We start from the raw sequence: 23,091 nt of genomic DNA on the forward strand, positions 1-23,091 counted from the left end.
GCGGAGCAGGAGGAGTGCCATGCCCGGGCGATTTGAACTGAAACCTACCCTGGCGAAAATCTGGCAGGCGCCGGACAATTTTCGCATCATGGATCCGCTGCCGCCTCTGCATCGCAGAGGGATCATCATTGGCGCGTTGATGATGATCGTGGGCTTCCTGCTTCCTTCCGGTGGCGATGATGTCGATACCGCGCCCGTCACCCGCAACGCTCAGCTGGACATTCAGTCGCAAACGCGACCGCAGCCTGACGCACAACCCATGCAGACGCAACTCGTCACCCCGTCGAACGATCCGGGTCAGGTCGCGCCGGTTGAGCCTGAGCCCATTCAGGATGAACAGCCGCAGGAGCAGGCCGCCACCCCGTCTGCGCCACCGGCACAACAACCCACCGGTATTGAACAGCAGTGGCGTTCCTATCGCGTAGAGCCGGGCAAAACCCTGGCACAGCTGTTCCGCGACCACAACCTGCCGCCGACCGACGTCTATGCCATGGCGCAAGTGGAAGGGGCGGGTAAGCCGCTTAGTAACCTGCAGAACGGTCAGATGGTACAGATTCGCCAGAATGCCAGCGGTGTGGTGACAGGATTAACGATTGATACCGGCAATGGTCAGCAGGTGCTGTTTACTCGCCAGCCTGACGGCAGTTTTATCCGGGCGCGTTAAAAACCGGTTTCTTTAAAAAGCAAAACGCCGGCGCAAGGCCGGCGTTTCAACGTGAGCAGAGTAAAAAATTACTCAGCTACAACGTTAACAACCAGTTTAGCGAACACTTCGCTGTGAACCTGGAAGTCAACTTCGTGCTCACCAGTGGTACGCAGAACGCCGTTCGGCAGACGAACTTCGCTCTTAGCCACTTTAACGCCTGCTGCAGTAACTGCATCAGCGATATCGCGGGTACCGATGGAACCGAACAGTTTACCTTCGTCGCCAGCTTTGGAAGCGATGGTAACAGTGCCCAGTGCGTTGATTGCTTCAGCGCGAGCGTTAGCAGCCGCCAGAACGTCAGCCAGTTTGGCTTCCAGTTCAGCGCGACGTGCTTCGAAAAACTCTACGTTTTTCTTGGTAGCTGGAACAGCTTTACCCTGTGGAACCAGGAAGTTACGAGCGTAGCCCGCTTTAACGTTTACCTGATCACCCAGGCTGCCCAGGTTTGCTACTTTATCAAGCAGAATAACTTGCATTACCTTATCCTCTTAAAGTCGTATTAATGGACCGTGCCCGATTACTGATGACGATCAGTGTACGGCAGCAGGGACAGGTAGCGAGCGCGTTTGATAGCGCGAGCCAGCTGACGCTGATATTTTGCACGAGTACCGGTGATACGGCTTGGGACAATCTTACCGCTTTCGGTGATGTAGTTTTTCAGCGTTGCGATATCTTTATAGTCGATCTCTTGAACGCCTTCCGCGGTGAAACGGCAGAACTTGCGACGACGGAAATAACGTGCCATATGGCTAGTCTCCAGAATCTATCAAATCAATCTGCTCGGCATGCAGAACCATTTTGCTCAGACCGTTCTTTGCCTTGTGGCAAGAAATGAACCCCTGAACGATTACTGCACTACCGACCGTTAAACTGTGAGTAATGGCCTGGTTTTCGTGTCCGCTAACAATAACGGGCATTTGGCACCACGCCTGCCGGTGAAACCCGGCTTCCTCTTGCACAGAACGATGCTCAAGCACGAACTGGCAATGCGGAATTCCTGATGGACTGACCTTTCGAAGGGGAGCCCTGCATACGATGCCGGACAACGCCAGACGGTTGGTCATCAGAAATTACTCTTCAGAATCCCCAGCATCAGAATCATCTGCGGTTTCGTTTGCGAAATCATCGCGACGCTCACGGCGCTCGTCTTTCGCTTTAACCATCGGAGATGCTTCGGTAACTGCGTGTTTAGTACGCATAACCATGCTGCGGATAACGGCATCGTTGAAGCGGAAGTTAGTTTCCAGCTCATCGATCACTTCCTGCGGCGCTTCAACGTTCATCAGAACGTAGTGAGCTTTGTGCAGTTTGTTGATCGGGTAAGCCAGCTGACGGCGGCCCCAGTCTTCCAGACGGTGGATCGTGCCCGCTGCTGCAGTGATTGCACCAGTGTAGCGCTCGATCATACCCGGAACCTGTTCGCTCTGGTCAGGATGGACCATAAAAACGATTTCGTAATGACGCATCGAATTGCTCCTTACGGATTATTCAGCCTCCTGTCTGGGTCAGCCGAGGCCCGGGGAGGCAAGGAACGTGTTAAAGGTCGGCTGAAAAATTGACGCGTCATAATACTTGCGCGCCCCCGGAAACTCAAGCTGATTGCACAAATAATTCGCACAAAGCGTAAAGCTGGTCTAAGTGGGTGATTTAAAATTAATCGCACCTGGAAGCGGTGTTTTTTTGAACAACTGCATCAGAAATGGTCACGCATCCCCGGCGGATGAGTGATTACACTTTAATCAGAGACCACCTGAATTAAAGAAGGAGCCCCTCCCTCTCACAGCACGCAGTCGTGGAGCGCAAATCATGAAAAAAATCGCATTAGCCATTATGGCGGCGCTTTTGCTCAGTGCAAACGCGATGGCAGCCATCAAAATAGACGGCCGGCAGGCCAGGAACATGGATGATGTGCAAAGCTTGGGCGTAATCTACATTAATCATAATTTCGCCACTGAAAGTGAAGCAGATCAGGCGCTTAATGAAGAAACCGATGCGCAGGGCGCAACCTACTATCACGTCGTTCTGACGCGTGAGCCCGGCAGCAACGGCAATATGCACGCCAGTGCAGATATTTACCGATAACGCTTTAACGCTAGCACCAGGAAAGCCAACAACGAGAACATAGCCATAGTTTACGTTGCCCCTGCCCGGGGGCTTTTTTTTGTGAATGGCTCTGAAATACCACCGGTTACAACTGTTTTCGGTATTCCAGAGCACTTATTCACTTCTGCCCGTAATAGGCATTCGGGCCGTGCTTTCGCATGAAATGCTTGTTCATCAGGTAATCATCAATGCCCTGAAGCTGCGGGTTGATGCCGCGGGCAATCCACGCCATGCGTGCCACCTCCTCCATCACGACAGCATTATGTACCGCGTCGTGAGCATCTTTTCCCCAGGCGAACGGACCGTGCTGATAGACCACAATACCCGGCGTATGCAACGGTTCAGTTTCACCCAGCGTATCGATAATCACCTTCCCGGTATTGAGTTCGTACTCCCCTTCCACTTCAGCCTGCGTTAACGCGCGGGTGCAGGGAATGTCGCCAAAGAAGTAGTCTGCATGGGTCGTACCCAGCGCCGGAATGGCCAGCCCCGCCTGCGCCCAGGCCGTGGCATGGGTCGAGTGGGTATGCACGACGCCGCCCAGTGATGGATAGCGTCGGTACAGCGCCAGATGCGTGGCCGTATCTGAAGAGGGACGCCATTTTCCCTCCACAACCTGTCCGTCGAGATCCACCACCACCATATCGTCAACGGTCATGGTGTCATACGCTACGCCACTCGGTTTGATCACCACCCGCCCCTGCTCGCGATCGATAGCGCTGACGTTGCCCCAGGTGAACGTAACCAGTCCGTAACGCGGGAGATCCATATTGGCCTCAAAGACCTGCTGTTTGAGCTTAAGCATATTCAGCCTCCAGTAACCCCGCCTGCGCCATGCGCTCGCGCACCCAGTCCCGGGCTTTTGCCACTTCCGCGGCCGGGTCGTCCGACGTTTCACTCCACATCTCAATCAGGTACGGCCCGCAGTAGCCGGTCTGCCTGAGCGTCTGGAAGCACCGTTCAAAATCCACCACCCCGGTGCCGAACGGAACATTTTTGAATACGCCAGGACGGGTATCTTTGACGTGAACCGCCACGATATGCCCGATACCCGCCTGCAGCTCCATTTGTACGTCGTTATCCCATGCCGACAGATTGCCAATATCAGGATAGAGCTGGAACCACGGGTTGTTCAGGTAGTGCGCGTAGCCCAGCGCCTTACTGATGGAGTTCATCAACGGATAATCCATGATCTCCATCGCCAGCGTCACCTGCGCGCGGCTGGCCATCTCGACGCTCTCTTTCAGGCCGTCACGAAAACGACGGCGCGTTTCATCATTAGCTTCCTGGTAGTAAACGTCATACCCGGCGAGCTGAATCACGCGAATGCCAACATCCTGCGCAAAACGAATGGCTTTACGCATGATCGCCAGCCCCTGCGCACGCACGGCATCATCTTCGCTGCCAAGCGGAAAACGACGGTGGGCGCTGAGGCACATGGAAGGCACGCGCACGCCCGTTTCCGCGATAGCGCTTACCAGCGCCAGACGCTGTTCGCGGCTCCAGTCGAGGCGAGAGAGGCGCGCATCCGTCTCATCCACTGACATTTCGACAAAATCGAAATCCAGCTGTTTTGCCAGCTGCAACCGCTCCAGCCAGCACTCCCCCGCAGGGAGTGCCTTTTCATAGATGCCAAGCGGGACCTGTTTTGACAACATACCCGCTCCTTAGCCCCAAAGCTGAGCGATTGAGCGTTTGAACTGACGCGCAGCTTCTACCGGAGAGGCCGCATCACGAATGCTACGCCCCGCAATAAAGACGTGAATCGGGATGCCCTTGAACAGCGGCAGATCTTCCAGCGCCAGACCACCGGTAACGGTCACTTTGAAGCCCATATCCGCCAGGCGCTTAATCGCATTGATATCCGCATCGCTCCACGCCACGCCTGCGGCCTGGGCATCACGGCTGCGGTGATAAACCACCTGCTGAATACCTGCCTCGCGCCACGCCTGTGCCTGCTCCCAGGTCCAGAAACCGGTCAGCTCGATCTGCACATCGCCGTTGAACTCTTTTGCCACGTCCAGCGCACCTTTCGCGGTGTTGATATCCGCACAGCAGATCACGGTGACCCAGTCGGCGTTAGCTTCAAAGCACATGCGGGAGAGAATTTTTCCTGCGTCAGCAATTTTGGCATCCGCCAGCACGATTTTGTGTGGATAGAGCGCTTTCAGGTCGCGAACGGCGCGAACGCCCTCGCCTACGCACAGAATGGTGCCCACTTCGATGATGTCCACTTCTTCGGCGATCAGACGGGTGGTTTCGTAAGCGTGGGACAATGTCTGGTTATCCAGCGCGACCTGCAACATCGGTAATGACATATTCAATTCCTCTTAAACGGCCGCCGCAGTGGCGTTATCAATTAAATCCAGAACGTCCTGCGCGGTACGGCAGGCGCGTAAACGGTCAAAATTCGCTTCGTCATCAAACAGATTAACGATCTGCATGATGCCGACTTCCTGATGGGTGTTGGCATCCACGGCCGCCATGGTGATCAGAATGTCGACCGGGTCGTTATCTTCATGGTTAAACACCAGCGGCGTTTTCAGCGTCACCAGCGCGAAGCCGGTTTTCTTCACGCCCTCTTCCGGACGGCCATGCGGCATGGCCAGGCCTGGCGCAATGACAAAGTAAGGGCCGTGCTGCGCCACGCCATCAAGAATGGCCTGGTAATAACGCGGCTCGACCACGTCAGCCTTAACCAGTAAGTCCACGCTCAGCTTGACCGCTTCCTGCCAGGTGCTGGCCTCTGCCTGTAAAAGGATGGAGTTATTCTCCGCCAGCGAATCACGTAGTTTCATTGGGTGTCCTTACTTCACGTCTTGTGGGAAGTGTTCTTTGATCACGTCCAGCAGCTTGGGGCCGAAATCCGCTGGCGACAGCATGTTGCGGACGCCCACCACATATTTATTGCCCGTCACGGTAATTTCACCGGCGATATGGGTAGAGGCGATGATGATATCCGCGCCGTTCAGCTCGCTTTTGTATTCGCCCACTGCACAGCTGTTTACCGTGTGGTCAATGTTGGACTGGGTTAAAAACTGGTCCACTTTCATCTTCATGATCATGGAGCTACCTTGCCCATTGCCACAGACAGCCAGGATACGTACGGTCATAATCGAAACTCCTTAATGAGCAGAAACTTCTGCTGTTTGTTTTTCCGCATCTTCTTCAGCGCGCAGCGCGCGACCCGCGAAGAACATATAAGCCAGAGCAATCAGGATAATGACGGCCATAAAGATCAGTCCGATGGAGGCAAAACCCTGCATCATCGGCGGTGCCAGAATTGACCAGTCCGCCATGCCCATCCAGGCGCTCATACCGGTGAGCTTGACCGCCCACACGCAGCCAAAGATTTCAACCATGCCCATTACCAGGCAGATCTTGAGCGCCGCGCGCCAGCCGCCGAAGTGGTTAGCGAATACGCCGATGGTGGCGTTGGAGAAGAACATCGGGATAAAGCCCGGAATAATCAGGATTGAGGAGCCGCAGCCGACCAGGATACCCACCGCAATCAGCTGGCCGATGGTGCCCCACATAAATCCCCAGACCACCGCGTTTGGCGCGAAGCTATAGATAGCGGCACAGTCGATGGCCAGTACCGCGCCAGGAATCAGGCGCTGAGAGATACCGTTGAAAGCTTCAGACAGTTCGGCGACGAACATACGCACGCCCTGAGTAATGATGAAAATAGCCACGGCGAAAGAGAAACCGGTCTGCAGGATGTAAACCGTCCAGTGGGTTTTCCCCGCCATCGCCTGCACCACATCAATACCGAAGGAGAGCAGAATGGCGCCGAAGAAGAGGGTCATCACAATCGCGGTCGACACGATGTTGTCATGGAAGATATTCAGCCAGCCAGGCAGCTTAAGGTCTTCAACACTCTCTTCTTTTTTACCCAGGTACGGCGCAACTTTATAAGCAATCCAGGCAGCAAACTGTTGCTGGTGACCGATGGAAAAACCGCAACCGTCGGTCACTATCTGGGTTGGCTTGTACATCATGTTGGAGGTGATACCCCAGTAGAGCGAGACCAGCACCGCGGTGCAGATAATCGTGGTCCACATTGGGTAACCGAAGATATAGAGAGAAACCGCAATCAGCCCCGCCTGCTGGAACATAATGTGCCCAGTTAGCATGATGGTGCGAATACCGGTAATGCGGCGCAGCAGAACATAGATAATGTTCAGCGCCAGCGCGAGCAGAACGGCGTAACCTACCCAGCTATAGGCATCGCCCATACGATCGATGGTCGCCATCATTGAGGCGTAGGTATCAGAGATAGCCCCATTAATGCCATACACTTCCGACATTTTGGCAACGACTGGCTTAAACGTGCTGGTCAGTATGCCCGACCCCGCCTGCAACAGCATGAAACCGATAATGGTTTTGATGGTGCCTTTAATAATCACGCTGACGCTTTTACGCAGCAGGATATATCCCAGGCACGTCACGATACCCAGCAACAGCGGGGCGTTGGTCATTACCTGATTAAAGAAAACGGTAAAGACGTTGTAGAGGATCTCCATAACTCTCTCCAGAAATGAGAACACGAGGGGCAATCCCTGTGCGGTTGGTGCCATCACTCTATTAATCACAAATAATCACCACAAGATTGAATTTGATTATTTGTGACGCATCACGCAATTTATTTCCCTTCAGTTAGTAATGATTTTCACTACCGCACAAATGAAATAAATTAGTCCTTATAATTCATGAGATTAATGTTTATTACGCGATAATCTAACAAGTAACAAGCAGAGAGTCTGTGACGTTGAGCAGATAAAATTCCGCATTTTCGCTATTGCAAAGCGCGTAAAATGGTGACAGCATTAATCATAACGAATCACAATGTGATTACTTTTGATTAAAACCAGGAGTCAAAACGATGAGTAAAGTGAAAACCATCACCCGTGAATCATGGATTCTGAGCACCTTTCCGGAGTGGGGTAGCTGGCTGAACGAAGAAATCGAGCAGGAACAGGTTGCTCCTGGCACGTTTGCAATGTGGTGGCTGGGCTGCACCGGGATCTGGCTGAAATCAGAAGGTGGCGCCAATATCTGCGTCGATTTCTGGTGCGGCACCGGCAAACAGAGCCACGGTAACCCGCTGATGAAAAAAGGCCACCAGATGCAGCGTATGGCCGGCGTTGAAAAACTCCAGCCGAACCTGCGTACTACACCGTTTGTGCTTGATCCTTTTGCCATTCGTCAGATCGATGCCGTACTCTCTACCCACGATCACAACGACCATATTGATGTAAACGTGGCGGCAGCGGTGATGCAAAACTGCGCGGACGATGTGCCGTTTATCGGGCCGCAGACCTGCGTGGATCTCTGGATTGGCTGGGGTGTGCCGAAAGAGCGCTGCATCGTGATGAAACCGGGCGACGTGGTGAAAATCAAAGACATTGAAATCCATGCTCTTGATGCCTTTGACCGTACCGCTCTGATTACGCTGCCGGCCGATCAAAAAGCGGCAGGTGTACTGCCAGACGGCATGGACGAGCGCGCGGTGAACTACCTGTTCAAAACGCCGGGCGGCTCCCTGTATCACAGCGGTGACTCCCACTACTCCAACTACTACGCTAAGCACGGTAACGAGCATCAGATTGACGTGGCTCTGGGCTCCTACGGCGAGAACCCGCGCGGTATTACGGATAAAATGACCAGCGCCGACATGCTGCGCATGGCGGAAGCGCTGAACACCAAAGTCGTTATTCCGTTCCACCACGATATCTGGTCAAACTTCCAGGCCGATCCGCAGGAAATTCGCGTGTTGTGGGAGATGAAAAAAGACCGCCTGAAGTACGGCTTCAAGCCATTTATCTGGCAGGTAGGCGGCAAGTTCACCTGGCCGCTGGACAAAGACAATCTTGAGTACCACTACCCGCGTGGTTTCGATGATTGCTTCACCATTGAGCCTGACCTGCCGTTTAAGTCCTTCCTCTGATTCCGAGGCCACATCGCCAGACTTGTGTCTGGCGATTTCATATTTATTTTAGTAATTTCACGCTATTTCAAATATCATCTTTTCAAATCAATTCTTATCGGAATAGCTCATGACGGAAGCGCAACGGCATCAAATTTTATTGGAACTCCTGGCGCAAACAGGGTTTATCACCGTCGAGAAAGTGATCGAACGTTTAGGGATTTCCCCCGCCACCGCGCGGCGAGACATTAACAAGCTGGATGAGAGCGGCAAGCTGAAAAAAGTTCGCAACGGTGCGGAAGCCATTAGCCAGCAGCGCCCCCGCTGGACGCCGATGAACATTCATCAGGCGCAGAATCACGATGAAAAAGTGCGGATCGCCAGAGCCGCGTCGCAGCTGGTGAATCCCGGTGAGAGTGTCGTTATCAACTGCGGCTCTACGGCGTTTTTGCTGGGCCGCGAGATGTGCGGCAAGCCGGTGCAAATCATCACGAACTACTTACCGCTCGCCAACTATCTCATCGATCAGGAGCATGAGAGCGTGGTGATCATGGGTGGTCAGTACAATAAAAGTCAGTCGATTACGCTTAGCCCACAGGACAGCGAAAACAGTCTCTACGCCGGACACTGGATGTTTACCAGCGGCAAAGGCCTGACCGCTGAAGGTTTGTATAAAACCGATATGCTGACCGCGATGGCGGAACAAAACATGCTCAACGTGGTAGGCAAACTCGTGGTGCTGGTCGACAGCAGTAAAGTCGGTGAACGCGCAGGCATGCTGTTCAGCCGCGCAGAACAGATCGACCTGGTGATCACCGGCAAAGGGGCTAACCCCGAGATCCTCCAGAAGCTGGAAGATCAGGGAGTAAAAGTGCTGCGCGTTTAAAGGTGCTGGCGGAAAAACGCTACCGTGGCGTCCAGCGCCGCTGGCGTAATGCGGTGGCGAACGCCTGATTCCCACAAACAGGTCAGATTACCGTCCAGCCCTTCCTTCTTTAACGCCTGCTGCAGGCGGAAGGTACCGTCAGGTGGCACCACATCATCCGCGTCACCGTGCCACAGCAAAAGCGGGCGATCTGCGAGGCGCGGCAATGCCCGGGTTACTTCCCACTCTTCCAGCCTCGCGGTGATTTCCGCTAAATCCTGAGGGGGAAAAAGGGTCTTCGCCAGCGAGGTAAAATAACCCGAGCCCATCAGACAGGCGATCGACTTCACTTCTGGATGGTGCGTCATGATCCCCAGGGCTGTCATACCGCCCATCGACGCCCCGGCCACGGCCAGACGATTCTCGGCCACCAGCCCTGCCTCATAAAGCGCATCGCGCAACCCGGCAAACTCGGTCAGACTCCCGTGCAGTATGTGCCAGAACTGCCCAAGGCGCGCCAGCTCATTACCCATAAATCGTGCGCCGTGGTCAGGCGCATCCGGCATCACCACGCGAAAACCCGCCTGCGCCAGCGCGACCGCAAAGTAACTGTAAACCAGCTTCGATGAGGTAAATCCATGATAAAAAACCACAACAGGCAGCGGTTTATCACGTTTACCCGCTGGCATAGCGTGTAAAATTTCATGGTCGCCGAGATGGCGTATTTCAATTTCAATCATTGTCGACCCTGCACGAATGGATGATTCATAATGTTGAGAACTGGATTACGGTTTCAGGCTATTTTCATTCGAAAATTACGTCCCAGCTAACACTTCGGGAACATTCCCCCAAAACTAAATTCACAGACAACTACACTATGGCTATCAGGAAACGAGATATGGTTATGCACAGGTTTGCTGCTTTATTGCTGGTGTTTCTGCTTAGCGGCTGTAGCGCACTGCAGGGAACACCGCAACCCGCTCCCCCGGTTGCCGATCATCCGCAGGAGATTCGTCGTAATCAGACGGAAGGATTACAACGAATGGGCACCGTCTCCGCGCTGGTTCGCGGTTCGCCGGATGACGCAGAAGAGGCAATAAAGGCACAAGCCGTCGCCGCCAAAGCAGATTATTACGTCATTATCATGATCGACGAAACCATCATAACGGGGCAGTGGTATTCACAGGCCATTTTGTACCGAAAATAATGGTTTACCTTTGAACGACATTTACACTGCTTTGCGTCCATAGACATTTTCCTGTCCACAATAAACTCCATGCCAGCGACAAGGAATGGGGGTTTATTCGCGAAGGATTGCCCGGCGGATACCGGAAATATGTGAAATGGAGCTGACGATGAAACGAACTCTTGCTTTGACCTCTCTGTTGCTCTCCGCAGGCCTGGTGAGCACCACCGCGCAGTCAGCAGAATTCGCCAGTGCTGACTGTGTAACTGGCCTGAATGAAATTGGCCAGATCTCCGTGAATAATATCTCGGGAGCCCGCAAGACGTTGAACGCGTCGTGGCATTAAAGGCCGATGAGCAGGGTGCTTCCTGGTATCGCATCATCCAGATGCAGGAAGATAACCATATCGACCACTGGCGGGTACAGGCCATTCTCTACGTGTAAACTCCCTCCTGATAAAAGCCACTTATTTTTAGTGGCTTTTCGCTTTTGCAAATTTTTTATCTTATTAAAAACCAATCAATAACAACAAAATAACATTTTGTTACATTAATTCAGTAAACGTAATCTCCGCTCTGCCGTTGAAGAACCATACCTATTCAATGATGAGCAATTTATGATCAACGTTTTTCGCCGTGCAGGCCTGGGGGCGAAGCTGTCGCTGCTTACGGGCGTCAGTGTCGCCACGCTGTTTCTGCTTTTCACTTTTCTGCTCAGTCAAAAAGCCAGCCAGCAGCTTGAAGCCCTTGCGGTAGAAGACCTGCACAATCAGTCCACCGGCATGGTCGACATGGTGCAGATGTTTAACACCAGCCTGAGTGAAGAGGTTGAGAGTTATACCCGGCTGTTTACCACTTTTTTACCGCAGCCACTGAATATTGATACTTCCCAGGCTCAGACGATTAACGGACTCAGCGTCCCGCTTCTGAAAGGCGGTGACACCGGACTGCATCAAAACAACACCCTGTCTGACGAGTTCCTGAACCGTACGGGAGCCATTTCGACGCTGTTTGTACGCAGCGGTAATGACTTTGTTCGCGTAGCCACCTCCCTGCGCAAAGAGAATGGCGAGCGGGCGATGGGCACCGTGCTGGATACCGCCAGCCCGGCCTTTGCCGCCGTCAACAGAGGGGAAGTCTACCGCGGACTGGCGCTGCTGTTTGGCAAACGCTATATCACCCAGTATCAGCCGGTTAAAAACGCCGAAGGACAGGTCATTGCGATCGTCTTTGTTGGCGTGGACATTACGCACTCCTGGAACGTCATGCGCGAGAAAATCCTCACCCGCCGCCTGGGCGAGAGCGGTCACTTCTTCGTGCTGGATCGCAGCAACGGCAAAACGCGCGGGCAATACCTGTTCCATGCCGGTGAAGAGGGGCAGTTGCCGAAGTGGGACGACGCGACGCAGCAGCAGCTTCTGGGTGACAAGCCCGGCACCCTGGAACGCGTAAGCGACGACGGCCGCACGCTTAAAATGGCGTATACCCCGCTGCCAGGCTGGAACTGGACTATCGTGGGCGAAGTGGATAAATCGGTGCTGCTCTCAAGCGTTAACGCCATGCGCGATCGCTTCCTGCTGGCCGGCGTGGTCTTATCTATCCTGTTTGCTGGTCTGTTCGTGGTCCTTATTCGCCGTGTGCTGACCCGACCGCTGAGCAATGTGATCCATCTTGCCCGGCAATATGCTGCAGGGGATCTCCGTTCCAGCCTGCCCGTGACGCGTCAGGACGAGGTCGGCCAGCTGATCGACGCCATTAACGGCATCGGCGGTGGCCTGCAAAAAATTGTTCTTCAGGTTCGCGAGGCCGCAGGCGAGATCCATTTGGGCACTAACGCGCTGGCTTCCGATACCGGCGAGATTTCTGAGCAGATCAACAAGCAGGCCAGCAGCGTGGAAGAGACCTCCGCCAGCATGGAGCAGCTGGCCGCCACCGTACAGCAAAATGCCGCCAACATGGAGCAAACGCAGCAGCTGGTGGGTGAAACCTCCCTCGCGGTCCATCAGGGCGGTGAGACGGTCACCCACGCCGTGTCGACCATGGACGACATTCGCGAGGCGTCAAAACGCATCGAAGACATCACGCGCGTGATTGAGTCCATCGCTTTCCAGACCAATATCCTGGCGCTGAATGCGGCAGTGGAAGCGGCCCGCGCGGGCGAGCATGGGAAAGGGTTTGCGGTGGTTGCGCAGGAAGTTCGCGCCCTGGCCGGACGCAGCGCTAACGCGGTGAAGGAGATTGAACAGCTGATTGGCGATACGCTCAGGAAAGTGAGCGAAGGCCATGCGCTGTCTGAACAGACGCGCCTGGCGATGGATGACATCATCATTCATATCGATAACATCAGCCAGCTGGTCACCGAGATTAACCATGCCTCACGCGAGCAGTCCGCAGGGATTGGCCAGGTGAATCTCGCCATGACCCACATTGGCGAAGCGTCGCATATTAATGCGGATCGTATCTCACGCAGCGAACAAACCGCTCAAACGCTGCGCGAGAAAGGGTCACATCTGGCTCAACTGGTGAGTCTGTTCCAGCTAAAAGACTAACCGACTCTGCCCGTCGCACGCAGCAGCAGGTCATTTTGCACCTGCTCGCTCATCAGCGTACCGCCACGGGTATCCAGCATCATGCGGCACCACGCCTGCGCCACCGGGGGCGATGCGTGCCGCAGCATTTCGCTTCCGGCACCCAGCAGGAAAAGCTGCTGCGCAATTTCCCGCCCCTGCGCCTCCTGCGGTTTACGCAGTTTTTGCTGAAGCTGTCGCCAGCTGCGGTCGAAGTGTCTGTCCTGCCCTTTTACCTGTGCAAACTCATCGGCAAGCAGATCGTGAATACCCGGCTGCTTCGCCAGCACGCGCAGCACGTCAAGGCACATGATGTTGCCGGACCCTTCCCAGATGCTGTTCACCGGCATCTCGCGATACAGGCGGGAAAGTTCGCTCTCCTCGCAGTACCCGACTCCGCCCAGCACCTCCATCGCTTCCGCCACAAACGGGATGCCCGCTTTGCACACGCTAAATTTCGCGGCCGGGGTAAACAGCCGCGCCCATGCCGCTTCCTGGGGATCCGCGCGTTTATCCCACGCCCGGGCCAGGCGAAACAGCAGCGCCGTTTGCCCCTCCAGCACCAGCGCCATCCGACTTAACACCTCACGCATGAGCGGCTGATCGATAAGATTTTTGCCGAAGGTCTGACGCTGATGCGCGTGGTACAGCGCCACGGACAGCGCACGACGCATCAGTCCGTGGCTGCCCAGCGCGCAGTCAAAGCGCGTCAGGCCGCCCATTTTGAGGATCTGCCGTACCCCTTCGCCCTCTTCCCCCAGCAGCCAGCCGGAGGCATCAAGAAACTCTACCTCGCTGCTGGCGTTGGAGCGGTTCCCGAGCTTGTCCTTAAGGCGCTCCAGCCGGACGGCGTTGCGCTGTCCGTCAGGTAAAAAGCGCGGCACAAAAAAGCAGGACAACCCGCCCTTCGCCTGTGCCAGCACCAGATGCGCATCGCTTTGCGGGACGGAGAAAAACCATTTATGGCCCACCAGCCGGTAGCTGCCGTCGCTGCATTTTTCCGCTTTGGTGGTGTTGCTCAGCACGTCCGAGCCGCCCTGTTTTTCCGTCATCCCCATACCGATCAGCAGGCCGCGTTTTTGCGCGCCAGGCACCAGATGAGGATCGTAGCGATCGCTGAGCAGCGGCGTCAGCCAGTCGTGAAATAGTTTAGGGAGCGCCTGCTGCAGGAGCGGTGTCGCGGCAAACGTCATGGTGACGGGACAAAGCGTGCCTGCCTCAACCTGAGCATGAAGCACAAAGCGTGCGGCCCGGGCGACAAAAGCCCCTTTACGCGCCTCCTCTTCCCATGCCAGGTTATGTACCCGATTGGCACACAGCCCCTGCATAAGCAGGTGCCATGCCGGGTGAAAGCGAACGTCATCCAGTCGCTCTCCGGTGGCGTCATAGCGAAGCAACTCCGGCGGATTCACGTTCGCCAGCCTGCCCAGCTCCAGCGACTCTGCGGTACCTAACTGCTGCCCGATGCTGGCGAGCAGTTCGATATCCCACTCGGCACCCTCACGCGAGACTGCGTCACGCAGCGCGCAGTCCGAGAGAAAAAGGTTGCTGTTAGAGAGTGGTGCAGGTTGATTGAAAACGGTATGAGTCTGCCAGTGCATACTGTCTCCCTCCTTCAGTGGCAATGACGATAAGTATGGACAGACCGCGCACACGCTGCATGGGAGGGGAGTCACACGTTCACGATCCCGCTGATATCATTCGTGAAATAGCTCACAGAACATAAGAATAAACTATTTCATGACTTCGCTTTTGTTGAATAATTTATTCTCTCCCCCTTTCAGTGAGGAAAGTTATGCAACCGGATGCGCACAAGCGAGCATTAATTGCCGGCTCCATTGGTAACTTTATCGAGTGGTATGAGTTTGCGGTCTACGGTTTTCTGGCGACCATCATTGCGAAGAACTTCTTTCAGCTTGAAGGGGAAGCGGGGCTTACCAGCCTGATCCTCACTTACGCCTCATTTGCCATCGCCTTCTTCTTCCGTCCTCTGGGTGCGGTGGTGTTTGGACGCATCGGCGACCGAATTGGCCGTAAGCCGACGCTAATCATTGTGCTGGTGCTGATGACGCTGTCCACCGCCGCCATCGGCATTGTGCCGGTCTACGCCAGCATCGGGATTGCCGCACCGCTGATCGTTACGCTGCTTCGGATCCTGCAGGGGCTGTTCGCGGGCGGCGAGTACGGCGGTGCAGTCTCGCTGATGACGGAGTTCGCCCCGCGAGGCAAGCGCGGGCTCTATGGTGCCTGGCAGTCCTTTACCGTGGCGCTGGGGCTGTTAGCGGGTGCCGGCATCGTGGCGCTGCTCTCCGCCCTTCTCACGCCTGAAGCCCTGCACGACTGGGGCTGGCGCATTCCTTTCTTCCTGGCGCTGCCCATGGGCGCTGTTGCGCTGTGGCTTCGCGTCAGCATGGAGGAGACACCCAGCTTTGTGCAGCAGCAGGACAAACCGGCCGTCGCTCAGGCGGACATTGCCGCCACGCTCCGGGCCATCGTGATGGGGATTGGCCGCGTGATGGTCTGGTCTGCGGCGGGGTACACCTACCTGGTCATTATGCCGACCTATCTGCAGTCGGCGCTGCACACCGGGTTTAATCAGGCGCTGTTGATCGCAGTGATTTCGAACGTTGGGTTTGCGCTGACGATCATTCCGTCGGGGATCCTGAGCGATCGGATCGGGCGTCGCACGGTGATGATTATCGCCACCGCGCTGCTGCTGATCCTCGCCCTGCCGCTGCTGAAACTTCTGCAGGCGGAGTCCAGCACGCTGGCGGTGAAAGCGATAGTGGTATTGATTGCGGGCGGTCTGGTGGGCATGCTGGCGGGGCCGGGCCCGGCGATGCTCTCTGAGATGTTCCCGACCCGCGTGCGCTATACGGGGCTGGGGCTGGCCTATTCGTTATCGAACGCGATTTTCTCGGGATGCGCAGGGTTAATCATAACCGGGCTGATTAAGCAGACGGGCAATCTGGATATTCCGGCGTACTACGTGATGGCGACGGCAGTAGTGAGTATTTTCGCGCTGATGACACTGAGGAAGGATGACCATCTGCGGTCACTGGAGGAATGAGGTTAATGCCCGGTGGCGCTACGCTTACCGGGCCTACGGTACCGTGCCTTTGTAGGCCGGGTAAGGCGAAGCCGCCACCCGGCATAACAGGCTACCCGCGCTGACGCACCGCTTCAAACAGGCAGATGCCCGTCGCAACAGACACGTTCAGAGAGGACACGCTGCCCGCCATCGGGATGCTGATCAGCTCGTCGCAGTGCTCGCGCGTCAGACGACGCATGCCTTCACCTTCCGCTCCCATCACCAGCGCCAGACGGCCGGTCATTTTGCTCTGATACAGGGTATGATCCGCTTCACCGGCAGTACCGACGATCCAGATGTTCTCTTCCTGCAGCAGACGCATGGTGCGCGCCAGGTTGGTCACGCGGATCAGCGGAACGTTTTCCGCCGCGCCGCAGGCCACTTTCTTCGCCGTCGCGTTCAGCTGCGCGGAGCGATCTTTCGGCACGATCACCGCATGCACGCCCGCCGCATCCGCACTACGCAGACACGCGCCGAGGTTGTGCGGATCGGTAACGCCATCGAGGATCAGGAAGAACGGATTCTCGAGCTCAGCGATCAGATCCGGCAGATCGTTTTCCTGATACTGACGGCCCGGCTTCACGCGGGCAATGATCCCCTGGTGAACCGCGCCTTCACTTTTCTCATCCAGGAACTGGCGGTTAGCCAGCTGGATCACCACGCCCTGCGCTTCCAGGGCGTGGATCAGCGGCATCAGACGTTTGTCTTCACGCCCTTTCAGAATAAACACTTCCTGAAAACGCTCCGGTGCGCGCTCGAGAAGGGCCTGCACCGCGTGGATGCCGTAAATCATTTCACTCATTGATGGTTCTCGTAATAAGTATTTCCCCTCTCCCGGTTGGGGAGAGGGTCAGGGTGAGGGGAGAATTTACTCCGCCTGCTTTTTCTTAGCCGCGCGCTTCGCTTTGGTGGCGGCCGCTATTTTCTGTGTCTTCGCGGAAGGTTTCTTCGCGGCACGGGCTTCTTTCTTTGCCGCCTTCGGCTTCTGCTTCTTCTCGCCGCGGAACGCGCTGTCCGGCTCGAAGTTCACCTTCTTACCGGCCTGACGGCGCTTGCCGCTCGTTTTGCCGTTTCCGCCTTTTTTCGCTCTTTCGCGCTCGGTTTTACCGACGTTACGCGGCGCGCGCTCGCTGGAGATCAGGCTGAAGTCGATTTTACGGTCGTCCATATTCACGGCCTCAACCTTCACTTCCACACGGTCGCCCAGACGATAGGTCTGGCCGCCAGATTCGCCAATCAGGCGCTGGCCGACCTGGTCGAAGCGGTAGTAGTCGTTATCCAGGCTGGAGACGTGCACCAGACCGTCGATAAACAGCTCGTCCAGACGTACGAAGAAGCCAAAGCCGGTCACGCTGGCAATCACGCCTTTGAAGACGTTACCGACCTGGTCCAGCATAAAGTCACACTTCAGCCAGTCCGCCACGTCGCGGGTAGCTTCATCGGCACGGCGTTCGGTCATGGAGCAGTGCTGACCCAGCTGCAGCATCTCTTCCATCGAATAGTGGTAGCCACCGGTTTCGGTGGTGTTCCCTTTATGGCCCTGCTCCTGCGCCAGCAGATACTTGATCGCACGGTGCAGCGAAAGGTCAGGGTAACGACGGATCGGCGACGTAAAGTGGGCGTAAGACTGCAGCGCCAGGCCGAAGTGACCGCGGTTTTCCGGATCGTAAATCGCCTGCTTCATCGAGCGCAGCAGCATTGTCTGTAGCATTTCTGCATCAGGACGATCGCTAATGGATTCCAGCAGCTCGGCGTAATCGCGCGGCTCTGGCTTATTGCCGCCCGGCAGCTCCAGGCCCAGTTCAGCCAGCACGGAGCGGAACGCGGTGATGGCTTCCGTCGACGGTTTATCGTGAATACGGAACAGCGCAGGCTCTTTGGCTTTCTCAACGAAGCGTGCCGCCGAGATGTTCGCCAGGATCATACACTCTTCAATCAGCTTGTGCGCATCGTTACGCTGGGTCTGCTCGATGCGCTCAATGCGGCGCTCGGCGTTGAAGATAAATTTCGCCTCTTCGCTCTCAAAGGAGATCCCGCCGCGCTCTTCGCGCGCCTGATCCAGCGTTTTGTAGAGGTTATGCAGCTCTTCGATGTGTTTGACCAGCGGCGCGTACTGTTCGCGCAGATCCTGGTCACCCTGCAGCATATGCCAGACCTTGGTGTAGGTCAGACGCGCGTGAGAGCTCATCACCGCTTCGTAGAATTTATAGCCAGTTAAGCGCCCTTTGTTGGAGATGGTCATCTCGCAAACCATACAGAGGCGGTCAACCTGCGGGTTCAGGGAACACAGGCCGTTAGACAGCACTTCCGGCAGCATCGGTACAACCTGCGACGGGAAGTAGACCGAGGTACCACGGCTGCGCGCTTCGTTATCCAGCGGGGTATGCGGACGAACGTAGTAGCTTACGTCTGCAATCGCTACCCACAGACGCCAGCCGCCGCCGCGTTTTTTCTCGCAGTAGACGGCGTCATCGAAGTCACGGGCGTCTTCACCGTCGATCGTAACCAGCGGCAGGGAGCGGAGATCCACGCGGCCCACTTTGGATTCTTCCGGCACTTCTTCACGCAGGCTTTCGATCTGCTCTTCAACCGCTTTCGGCCAGATGTATGGAATTTCGTGGGTGCGCAGCGCCATATCAACGGCCATGCCGGTGCCCATATTATCGCCCAGCACTTCGACGATTTTACCTACCGCTTTGGTGCGACGGGTTGGGCGCTGGGTAAGTTCCACCACCACCACAAAGCCCATGCGGGCACCCATCACCTCTTCAGGTGGGATCAGAATGTCGAAGCTCAGACGGCTGTCGTCCGGCACCACGAAGCCCACGCCCGCGTCGGTAAAGTAGCGACCAACAATCTGGCTGGTTTTTGGCACCAGGACGCGCACGACGCGCGCTTCTCGGCGACCTTTACGGTCAGCGCCCAGCGGCTGCGCCAGAATTTGGTCGCCGTGGATGCACATTTTCATCTGTTCAGATGAGAGATACAGATCGTCTTTACGGCCTTCCACCCGCAGGAAGCCGAAGCCATCGCGGTGACCAATGACGGTCCCTTTCAGCAGATCGAGGCGTTCTGGCAGCGCGTAGCACTGGCGGCGGGTAAAGACCAGCTGCCCGTCACGCTCCATCGCGCGCAGGCGGCGGCGAAGGGCTTCAATTTGCTCTTCACCTTCAATGTTTAATTCAACAGCAAGTTCTTCACGATTGGCGGGTTTTTCGCGTTTTGTTAAGCGTTCAATGATGAACTCGCGGCTGGGGATAGGATTCGCGTATTTTTCGGCTTCGCGTTCCTGGAAAGGATCGTGTGACATGTCGGTTCCTCCGTTGTCAGCTCCGGTGGAAATTTTCTTCATTCCACCAGCAATAATTTATAAAGCGGTTGATTCTCTTCAACCAAATCGGCCAGCGTGTAGTTATCCAGCTCCTTGAGAAAACTTTGCACGGCCTTAGAAAGCGCCTTTTTCAGGCGGCAAGCGGGCGTGATGTGGCAGAACTCGCTGCTGCAGTTCACCAGAGACAGCGGCTCCAGTTCACGTACCACATCGCCAACACGAATACTCTGTGCCGGTTTACCGAGACGGATCCCACCATTCTTCCCGCGGACGGCAGCAACGTATCCGGCACGACTAAGTTGATTGATTATTTTGACCATATGATTACGGGATACGCCGTAGACCTCTGTGACTTCAGAGATACTGGTCATTTTCCCATCGGGTAACGACGCCATGTAGATCAGCGCGCGTAAGCCGTAATCGGTGAAACTTGTTAACTGCACATCAACCTCAGGAAAAAGGGAAATCGCGGACAAACCGCAGAGATATTCATTAATGATGATAAACCAGCCAGATAGTTAGCGGCTAATTTATTTGACAGACGGGGCGAAAAAGCGGAGATCCAGGAGCGGTCGCCGGATGGCGCTACGCTTATCCGGCCTACGGGTCTCCCCGCAGGCCAGCAGTCACGAAGATTATGCGTCGAACGGGTCGCGCAGGATCATCGTTTCAGTACGATCCGGGCCGGTAGAAATAATATCGATCGGCACTTCGGTCAGTTCTTCAATACGCTTGATATAATCCAGCGCCGCCTGCGGCAGGCCGCTACGCTCTTTCACACCGAAAGTGGTCTCAGACCAGCCCGGCATGGTTTCGTAGATTGGCTCAATGCCTTCCCAGTCGTCAGCAGCCAGCGGCGTGGTGGTCACTTCGCGGCCATCAGGCATACGGTAGCCTACGCAGATTTTCACTTCTTTCAGGCCGTCCAGTACGTCCAGCTTGGTCAGGCAGAAGCCAGACAGGGAGTTGATCTGCACTGCACGACGCACGGCAACCGCATCCAACCAGCCGGTACGACGACGACGACCGGTGGTCGCGCCAAACTCGTTACCCTGCTTGCACAGGAACTCGCCGGTTTCATCAAACAGTTCGGTCGGGAATGGACCTGCACCCACGCGAGTGGAGTACGCTTTGATGATGCCCAGAACGTAATCCACATAACGTGGACCCAGGCCAGAGCCGGTCGCCACGCCACCCGCGGTGGTGTTGGAAGAGGTTACGTACGGATAGGTACCGTGGTCGATGTCCAGCAGCGTACCCTGCGCACCTTCGAACATGACGAAATCGCCACGCTTGCGCGCCTGGTCCAGCAGATCGGACACATCAACAACCATACCGGTCAGAATGTCTGCAATCGCCATGACGTCATCCAGCACTTTCTGGTAGTCAACAGCGTCAGCTTTGTAGAAGTTCACCAGCTGGAAGTTGTGATATTCCATCACTTCTTTCAGTTTTTCAGCGAAGGTTGCTTTGTCGAAGAGGTCACCCACGCGCAGACCGCGACGAGCCACTTTATCTTCGTAAGCCGGACCGATACCACGACCGGTGGTGCCGATCGCTTTCGCGCCACGCGCTTTTTCACGCGCAACGTCCAGCGCCACGTGATAATCCAGGATCAGCGGGCAGGCTTCGGAGAGCAGCAGACGCTCACGAACAGGGATACCACGGTCTTCCAGACCTTTCATCTCTTTCATCAGCGCCGCTGGAGACAGCACAACGCCGTTACCGATGATGCTGGTGACGTTTTCGCGAAGAATGCCTGATGGAATAAGATGGAGGACGGTTTTTTCACCGTTGATTACGAGAGTATGGCCTGCGTTGTGACCGCCCTGGTAGCGCACAACATATTTAGCCCGTTCAGTCAGAAGATCAACAATCTTCCCTTTACCTTCGTCACCCCATTGGGTGCCCAGTACGACGACGTTGTTACCCATTTTTTTCAAAATCACCGTTTGCTTAAAAATGGATTCTACCATCGCTTTTTCAGATATACAGCACTTTTTGACCTCAGAATATCCCAAATCCGACCACTTTTTGATCAGCCAATCGTTTTCCTCAACATGTAGTAGATCACGATGCCCGCAACCACAAGACCGCCGCCAAAACGACGTAAAATATTATCCGGCAGTTGGCTCATGGTGGCGATCATTCGACGCCAGGCGCGTGGATAGAGCATCGGTCCCAGACCTTCCAGCACCAGGACCAGGGCCAGCGCGAGCCAGATCGTTGAATTCATTTTTGTTCCTTATAAAAGAAAACCACCGCTCCGTTGGGAGCGGTGGTTTGAATACTCAAACGAGCCTGAGTTTATCGCGTTGCGTTAGTCGGCGTCTTCATATAACGGAAGAAATCGCTGTCCGGGCTGAGCACCATCACATCCTGGTTGCTCTGGAAGCTATTCTCGTAAGCACGCAGGCTACGGATAAAGGCATAGAAGTCAGGATCCTGACTGAAGGCATCGGCAAACAGCTTCGCCGCCTCGGCATCACCTTCACCACGCAGGATACGGCCCTGACGCTCAGATTCCGCCAGCGTTTTGGCCACTTCGTAGTCCGCAGCAGCACGCAGCTTCTCCGCCTCTTCCTGGCCCTGTGAACGGTGACGACGGGCGACCGCTTCACGCTCGGCGCGCATACGGTTGTAAATCGCCTCGGACACTTCCACCGGCAGGTTGATCTGCTTGATACGCACGTCTACCACTTCAATACCCAGCGCAGCCATACTGTTCGGGTTGATCACCGGCACTTTACCGTTGGTTTCAGCCTGAACGCGCTCAGCCGCTTTGGCAATCGCATCATCTGCTGCTGGCGTTGAAACTTCATCTTCCGTGCCCGCTGTGCCGGAGTTCAGCGCATCGCGAACTTCCAGGGTCAGACGGCCACGGGAATCGGTCACGATGTCTTTCACATCCAGACGACCAATCTCAGAACGCAGACGGTCAGAGAACTTACGTTTCAGCAGCACTTCTGCCTGAGAAACGTCACCGCCGCCCGTTGCCAGGAAGTAACGGCTGAAATCGCTGATGCGCCATTTGATATAGGAATCAACGATCAGGTCTTTCTTCTCTTTAGTCACGAAACGGTCGGCCTGGTTATCCATGGTCTGGATACGCGCATCAAGCGTTTTCACTGACTGAATGAACGGCACCTTGAAGTGCAGACCCGGCTCGTAGATCACCGGGCGTTTGTCGCCATCACGCACGACGCTGCTGAACTGGAACTTGATCCCACGCTCGCCCTCTTTCACCACAAAGATCGAGGTATAAAGCACGACCAGTACGATGACGATGATCGCAATAACTGACTTACGCATCC

25 protein-coding genes and 1 pseudogene are annotated in these 23,091 nt (G+C 55.5%); 8 read left to right on the forward strand and 18 right to left on the reverse strand.

Features of this window, described 5'->3' with window-relative positions:
• Positions 1–19 precede the first annotated feature (19 nt).
• Positions 20–664 (forward strand): OapA family protein, encoded by a 645-nt coding sequence (locus tag PI91_RS02035; protein ID WP_039265360.1) that lies wholly within the window; start codon positions 20–22, stop codon positions 662–664.
• 68 nt (positions 665–732) lie between these two features.
• Here the strand turns inward: PI91_RS02035 and rplI are convergent, their stop codons facing one another.
• Genes rplI through rpsF form a run of 4 tightly spaced genes read right to left on the reverse strand, consistent with a single transcriptional unit; the run spans position 733 to position 2,172 of the window.
• Entirely contained in the window at positions 733–1,182 is a 450-nt protein-coding gene (rplI, locus tag PI91_RS02040; RefSeq protein WP_003856039.1) for a 50S ribosomal protein L9, read from the reverse strand.
• Between the two features lie 41 nt (positions 1,183–1,223).
• The gene (gene rpsR / locus PI91_RS02045; protein ID WP_000135199.1) at positions 1,224–1,451 is read right to left on the reverse strand and encodes a 30S ribosomal protein S18; all 228 of its coding nucleotides are present in this window, start codon (positions 1,449–1,451) and stop codon (positions 1,224–1,226) included.
• A 4-nt stretch (positions 1,452–1,455) separates the two neighbouring features.
• Positions 1,456–1,770 (reverse strand): primosomal replication protein N, encoded by a 315-nt coding sequence (gene priB / locus PI91_RS02050; protein ID WP_025758284.1) that lies wholly within the window; start codon positions 1,768–1,770, stop codon positions 1,456–1,458.
• 6 nt (positions 1,771–1,776) lie between these two features.
• On the reverse strand, positions 1,777–2,172 hold the full coding sequence (gene rpsF / locus PI91_RS02055) for a 30S ribosomal protein S6 (RefSeq protein WP_025758283.1): 396 nt from the start codon (positions 2,170–2,172) through the stop codon (positions 1,777–1,779).
• Positions 2,173–2,512: 340 nt separating this feature from the next.
• Between rpsF and yjfY the strand changes: the two genes are divergently transcribed.
• Entirely contained in the window at positions 2,513–2,788 is a 276-nt protein-coding gene (yjfY, locus tag PI91_RS02060; RefSeq protein WP_025758282.1) for a DUF1471 family protein YjfY, read from the forward strand.
• 139 nt (positions 2,789–2,927) lie between these two features.
• Here the strand turns inward: yjfY and PI91_RS02065 are convergent, their stop codons facing one another.
• Genes PI91_RS02065 through ulaA form a run of 6 tightly spaced genes read right to left on the reverse strand, consistent with a single transcriptional unit; the run spans position 2,928 to position 7,335 of the window.
• Entirely contained in the window at positions 2,928–3,614 is a 687-nt protein-coding gene (locus tag PI91_RS02065) for an L-ribulose-5-phosphate 4-epimerase (RefSeq protein ID WP_039265361.1), read from the reverse strand.
• Complete coding sequence (locus tag PI91_RS02070; protein WP_039265362.1) at positions 3,607–4,467, reverse strand: L-ribulose-5-phosphate 3-epimerase; 861 nt, start codon at positions 4,465–4,467, stop codon at positions 3,607–3,609. The genes PI91_RS02065 and PI91_RS02070 overlap by 8 nt, the downstream gene beginning before the upstream one ends.
• Before the next feature lie 9 nt (positions 4,468–4,476).
• The gene (ulaD, locus tag PI91_RS02075; RefSeq protein WP_039265363.1) at positions 4,477–5,127 is read right to left on the reverse strand and encodes a 3-keto-L-gulonate-6-phosphate decarboxylase UlaD; all 651 of its coding nucleotides are present in this window, start codon (positions 5,125–5,127) and stop codon (positions 4,477–4,479) included.
• A 12-nt stretch (positions 5,128–5,139) separates the two neighbouring features.
• Positions 5,140–5,607 (reverse strand): PTS ascorbate transporter subunit IIA, encoded by a 468-nt coding sequence (gene ulaC / locus PI91_RS02080; protein ID WP_003856024.1) that lies wholly within the window; start codon positions 5,605–5,607, stop codon positions 5,140–5,142.
• Positions 5,608–5,616: 9 nt separating this feature from the next.
• Positions 5,617–5,922: a PTS ascorbate transporter subunit IIB gene (ulaB, locus tag PI91_RS02085; protein ID WP_039265364.1), complete on the reverse strand. Its 306-nt coding sequence runs from the start codon at positions 5,920–5,922 to the stop codon at positions 5,617–5,619.
• Positions 5,923–5,934: 12 nt separating this feature from the next.
• Complete coding sequence (gene ulaA, locus PI91_RS02090) at positions 5,935–7,335, reverse strand: PTS ascorbate transporter subunit IIC (protein ID WP_039265365.1); 1,401 nt, start codon at positions 7,333–7,335, stop codon at positions 5,935–5,937.
• A 359-nt stretch (positions 7,336–7,694) separates the two neighbouring features.
• Between ulaA and ulaG the strand changes: the two genes are divergently transcribed.
• Positions 7,695–8,759 carry an L-ascorbate 6-phosphate lactonase gene (ulaG, locus tag PI91_RS02095; RefSeq protein ID WP_006810379.1) on the forward strand — a complete coding sequence of 355 codons (1,065 nt, stop codon included), beginning with the start codon at positions 7,695–7,697 and terminating at the stop codon, positions 8,757–8,759.
• Between the two features lie 109 nt (positions 8,760–8,868).
• Complete coding sequence (gene ulaR, locus PI91_RS02100) at positions 8,869–9,624, forward strand: HTH-type transcriptional regulator UlaR (RefSeq protein WP_008502904.1); 756 nt, start codon at positions 8,869–8,871, stop codon at positions 9,622–9,624.
• Here the strand turns inward: ulaR and yjfP are convergent.
• The gene (gene yjfP / locus PI91_RS02105; RefSeq protein ID WP_039265366.1) at positions 9,621–10,343 is read right to left on the reverse strand and encodes an esterase; all 723 of its coding nucleotides are present in this window, start codon (positions 10,341–10,343) and stop codon (positions 9,621–9,623) included. The genes ulaR and yjfP overlap by 4 nt on opposite strands.
• 137 nt (positions 10,344–10,480) lie before the next feature.
• Between yjfP and bsmA the strand changes: the two genes are divergently transcribed.
• The 3 genes and pseudogenes from bsmA (at position 10,481) to PI91_RS02120 (ending at position 13,337) form a co-directional block, all read left to right on the forward strand.
• Positions 10,481–10,810 carry a biofilm peroxide resistance protein BsmA gene (bsmA, locus tag PI91_RS02110; protein WP_023616161.1) on the forward strand — a complete coding sequence of 110 codons (330 nt, stop codon included), beginning with the start codon at positions 10,481–10,483 and terminating at the stop codon, positions 10,808–10,810.
• Positions 10,811–10,958: 148 nt separating this feature from the next.
• Positions 10,959–11,233 (forward strand): annotated as a pseudogene (yjfN, locus tag PI91_RS02115) (DUF1471 family protease activator YjfN).
• Positions 11,234–11,405: 172 nt separating this feature from the next.
• A complete protein-coding gene (locus tag PI91_RS02120; protein ID WP_023326553.1) occupies positions 11,406–13,337 on the forward strand; it encodes a methyl-accepting chemotaxis protein in 1,932 nt (643 codons plus the stop codon).
• Here PI91_RS02120 and PI91_RS02125 read toward each other — a convergent pair.
• Positions 13,334–14,956: an isovaleryl-CoA dehydrogenase gene (locus tag PI91_RS02125; protein WP_039265367.1), complete on the reverse strand. Its 1,623-nt coding sequence runs from the start codon at positions 14,954–14,956 to the stop codon at positions 13,334–13,336. The two genes, PI91_RS02120 and PI91_RS02125, sit on opposite strands and share 4 nt — an antisense overlap.
• Before the next feature lie 194 nt (positions 14,957–15,150).
• On the opposite strand from PI91_RS02125, the gene PI91_RS02130 reads away from it, so the two are divergent.
• Complete coding sequence (locus tag PI91_RS02130) at positions 15,151–16,425, forward strand: MFS transporter (RefSeq protein WP_039265368.1); 1,275 nt, start codon at positions 15,151–15,153, stop codon at positions 16,423–16,425.
• A 91-nt stretch (positions 16,426–16,516) separates the two neighbouring features.
• Here the strand turns inward: PI91_RS02130 and rlmB are convergent, their stop codons facing one another.
• The 6 genes from rlmB to hflC form a co-directional block, all read right to left on the reverse strand.
• Positions 16,517–17,248, reverse strand: coding sequence for a 23S rRNA (guanosine(2251)-2'-O)-methyltransferase RlmB (gene rlmB / locus PI91_RS02135; RefSeq protein WP_021240712.1), 732 nt, complete (start codon positions 17,246–17,248; stop codon positions 16,517–16,519).
• Positions 17,249–17,314: 66 nt separating this feature from the next.
• Positions 17,315–19,756, reverse strand: a complete 2,442-nt coding sequence (gene rnr, locus PI91_RS02140; protein ID WP_039265369.1) for a ribonuclease R — start codon at positions 19,754–19,756, stop codon at positions 17,315–17,317.
• Between the two features lie 38 nt (positions 19,757–19,794).
• Positions 19,795–20,220 carry a nitric oxide-sensing transcriptional repressor NsrR gene (nsrR, locus tag PI91_RS02145; RefSeq protein ID WP_023293453.1) on the reverse strand — a complete coding sequence of 142 codons (426 nt, stop codon included), beginning with the start codon at positions 20,218–20,220 and terminating at the stop codon, positions 19,795–19,797.
• A 192-nt stretch (positions 20,221–20,412) separates the two neighbouring features.
• Positions 20,413–21,711 (reverse strand): adenylosuccinate synthase, encoded by a 1,299-nt coding sequence (locus tag PI91_RS02150; RefSeq protein ID WP_006178975.1) that lies wholly within the window; start codon positions 21,709–21,711, stop codon positions 20,413–20,415.
• Positions 21,712–21,815: 104 nt separating this feature from the next.
• Positions 21,816–22,013, reverse strand: coding sequence for a DUF2065 domain-containing protein (locus PI91_RS02155; RefSeq protein WP_003855996.1), 198 nt, complete (start codon positions 22,011–22,013; stop codon positions 21,816–21,818).
• Positions 22,014–22,084: 71 nt separating this feature from the next.
• Positions 22,085–23,089, reverse strand: coding sequence for a protease modulator HflC (hflC, locus tag PI91_RS02160; protein WP_008502916.1), 1,005 nt, complete (start codon positions 23,087–23,089; stop codon positions 22,085–22,087).
• Positions 23,090–23,091: the final 2 nt, after the last annotated feature.

The organism is Enterobacter sp. FB, assembly GCF_000805795.1.
In the GTDB taxonomy this organism is placed as follows: Bacteria; Pseudomonadota; Gammaproteobacteria; order Enterobacterales; family Enterobacteriaceae; genus Enterobacter; species Enterobacter roggenkampii.

Coding starts and splice junctions, on each gene's coding strand:
- ulaD (WP_039265363.1), bottom strand. CDS start 5,127: ATGTCATTACCGATGTTGCAGGTCGCGCTGGATAACCAGACATTGTCC.
- yjfY (WP_025758282.1), top strand. CDS start 2,513: ATGAAAAAAATCGCATTAGCCATTATGGCGGCGCTTTTGCTCAGTGCA.
- bsmA (WP_023616161.1), top strand. CDS start 10,481: ATGGCTATCAGGAAACGAGATATGGTTATGCACAGGTTTGCTGCTTTA.
- PI91_RS02035 (WP_039265360.1), top strand. CDS start 20: ATGCCCGGGCGATTTGAACTGAAACCTACCCTGGCGAAAATCTGGCAG.
- PI91_RS02070 (WP_039265362.1), bottom strand. CDS start 4,467: ATGTTGTCAAAACAGGTCCCGCTTGGCATCTATGAAAAGGCACTCCCT.
- priB (WP_025758284.1), bottom strand. CDS start 1,770: ATGACCAACCGTCTGGCGTTGTCCGGCATCGTATGCAGGGCTCCCCTT.
- PI91_RS02130 (WP_039265368.1), top strand. CDS start 15,151: ATGCAACCGGATGCGCACAAGCGAGCATTAATTGCCGGCTCCATTGGT.
- ulaA (WP_039265365.1), bottom strand. CDS start 7,335: ATGGAGATCCTCTACAACGTCTTTACCGTTTTCTTTAATCAGGTAATG.
- PI91_RS02120 (WP_023326553.1), top strand. CDS start 11,406: ATGATCAACGTTTTTCGCCGTGCAGGCCTGGGGGCGAAGCTGTCGCTG.
- hflC (WP_008502916.1), bottom strand. CDS start 23,089: ATGCGTAAGTCAGTTATTGCGATCATCGTCATCGTACTGGTCGTGCTT.
- PI91_RS02155 (WP_003855996.1), bottom strand. CDS start 22,013: ATGAATTCAACGATCTGGCTCGCGCTGGCCCTGGTCCTGGTGCTGGAA.
- rlmB (WP_021240712.1), bottom strand. CDS start 17,248: ATGAGTGAAATGATTTACGGCATCCACGCGGTGCAGGCCCTTCTCGAG.
- rplI (WP_003856039.1), bottom strand. CDS start 1,182: ATGCAAGTTATTCTGCTTGATAAAGTAGCAAACCTGGGCAGCCTGGGT.
- rpsR (WP_000135199.1), bottom strand. CDS start 1,451: ATGGCACGTTATTTCCGTCGTCGCAAGTTCTGCCGTTTCACCGCGGAA.
- PI91_RS02150 (WP_006178975.1), bottom strand. CDS start 21,711: ATGGGTAACAACGTCGTCGTACTGGGCACCCAATGGGGTGACGAAGGT.
- ulaG (WP_006810379.1), top strand. CDS start 7,695: ATGAGTAAAGTGAAAACCATCACCCGTGAATCATGGATTCTGAGCACC.
- rpsF (WP_025758283.1), bottom strand. CDS start 2,172: ATGCGTCATTACGAAATCGTTTTTATGGTCCATCCTGACCAGAGCGAA.
- yjfP (WP_039265366.1), bottom strand. CDS start 10,343: ATGATTGAAATTGAAATACGCCATCTCGGCGACCATGAAATTTTACAC.
- PI91_RS02125 (WP_039265367.1), bottom strand. CDS start 14,956: ATGCACTGGCAGACTCATACCGTTTTCAATCAACCTGCACCACTCTCT.
- rnr (WP_039265369.1), bottom strand. CDS start 19,756: ATGTCACACGATCCTTTCCAGGAACGCGAAGCCGAAAAATACGCGAAT.
- ulaR (WP_008502904.1), top strand. CDS start 8,869: ATGACGGAAGCGCAACGGCATCAAATTTTATTGGAACTCCTGGCGCAA.
- ulaC (WP_003856024.1), bottom strand. CDS start 5,607: ATGAAACTACGTGATTCGCTGGCGGAGAATAACTCCATCCTTTTACAG.
- ulaB (WP_039265364.1), bottom strand. CDS start 5,922: ATGACCGTACGTATCCTGGCTGTCTGTGGCAATGGGCAAGGTAGCTCC.
- PI91_RS02065 (WP_039265361.1), bottom strand. CDS start 3,614: ATGCTTAAGCTCAAACAGCAGGTCTTTGAGGCCAATATGGATCTCCCG.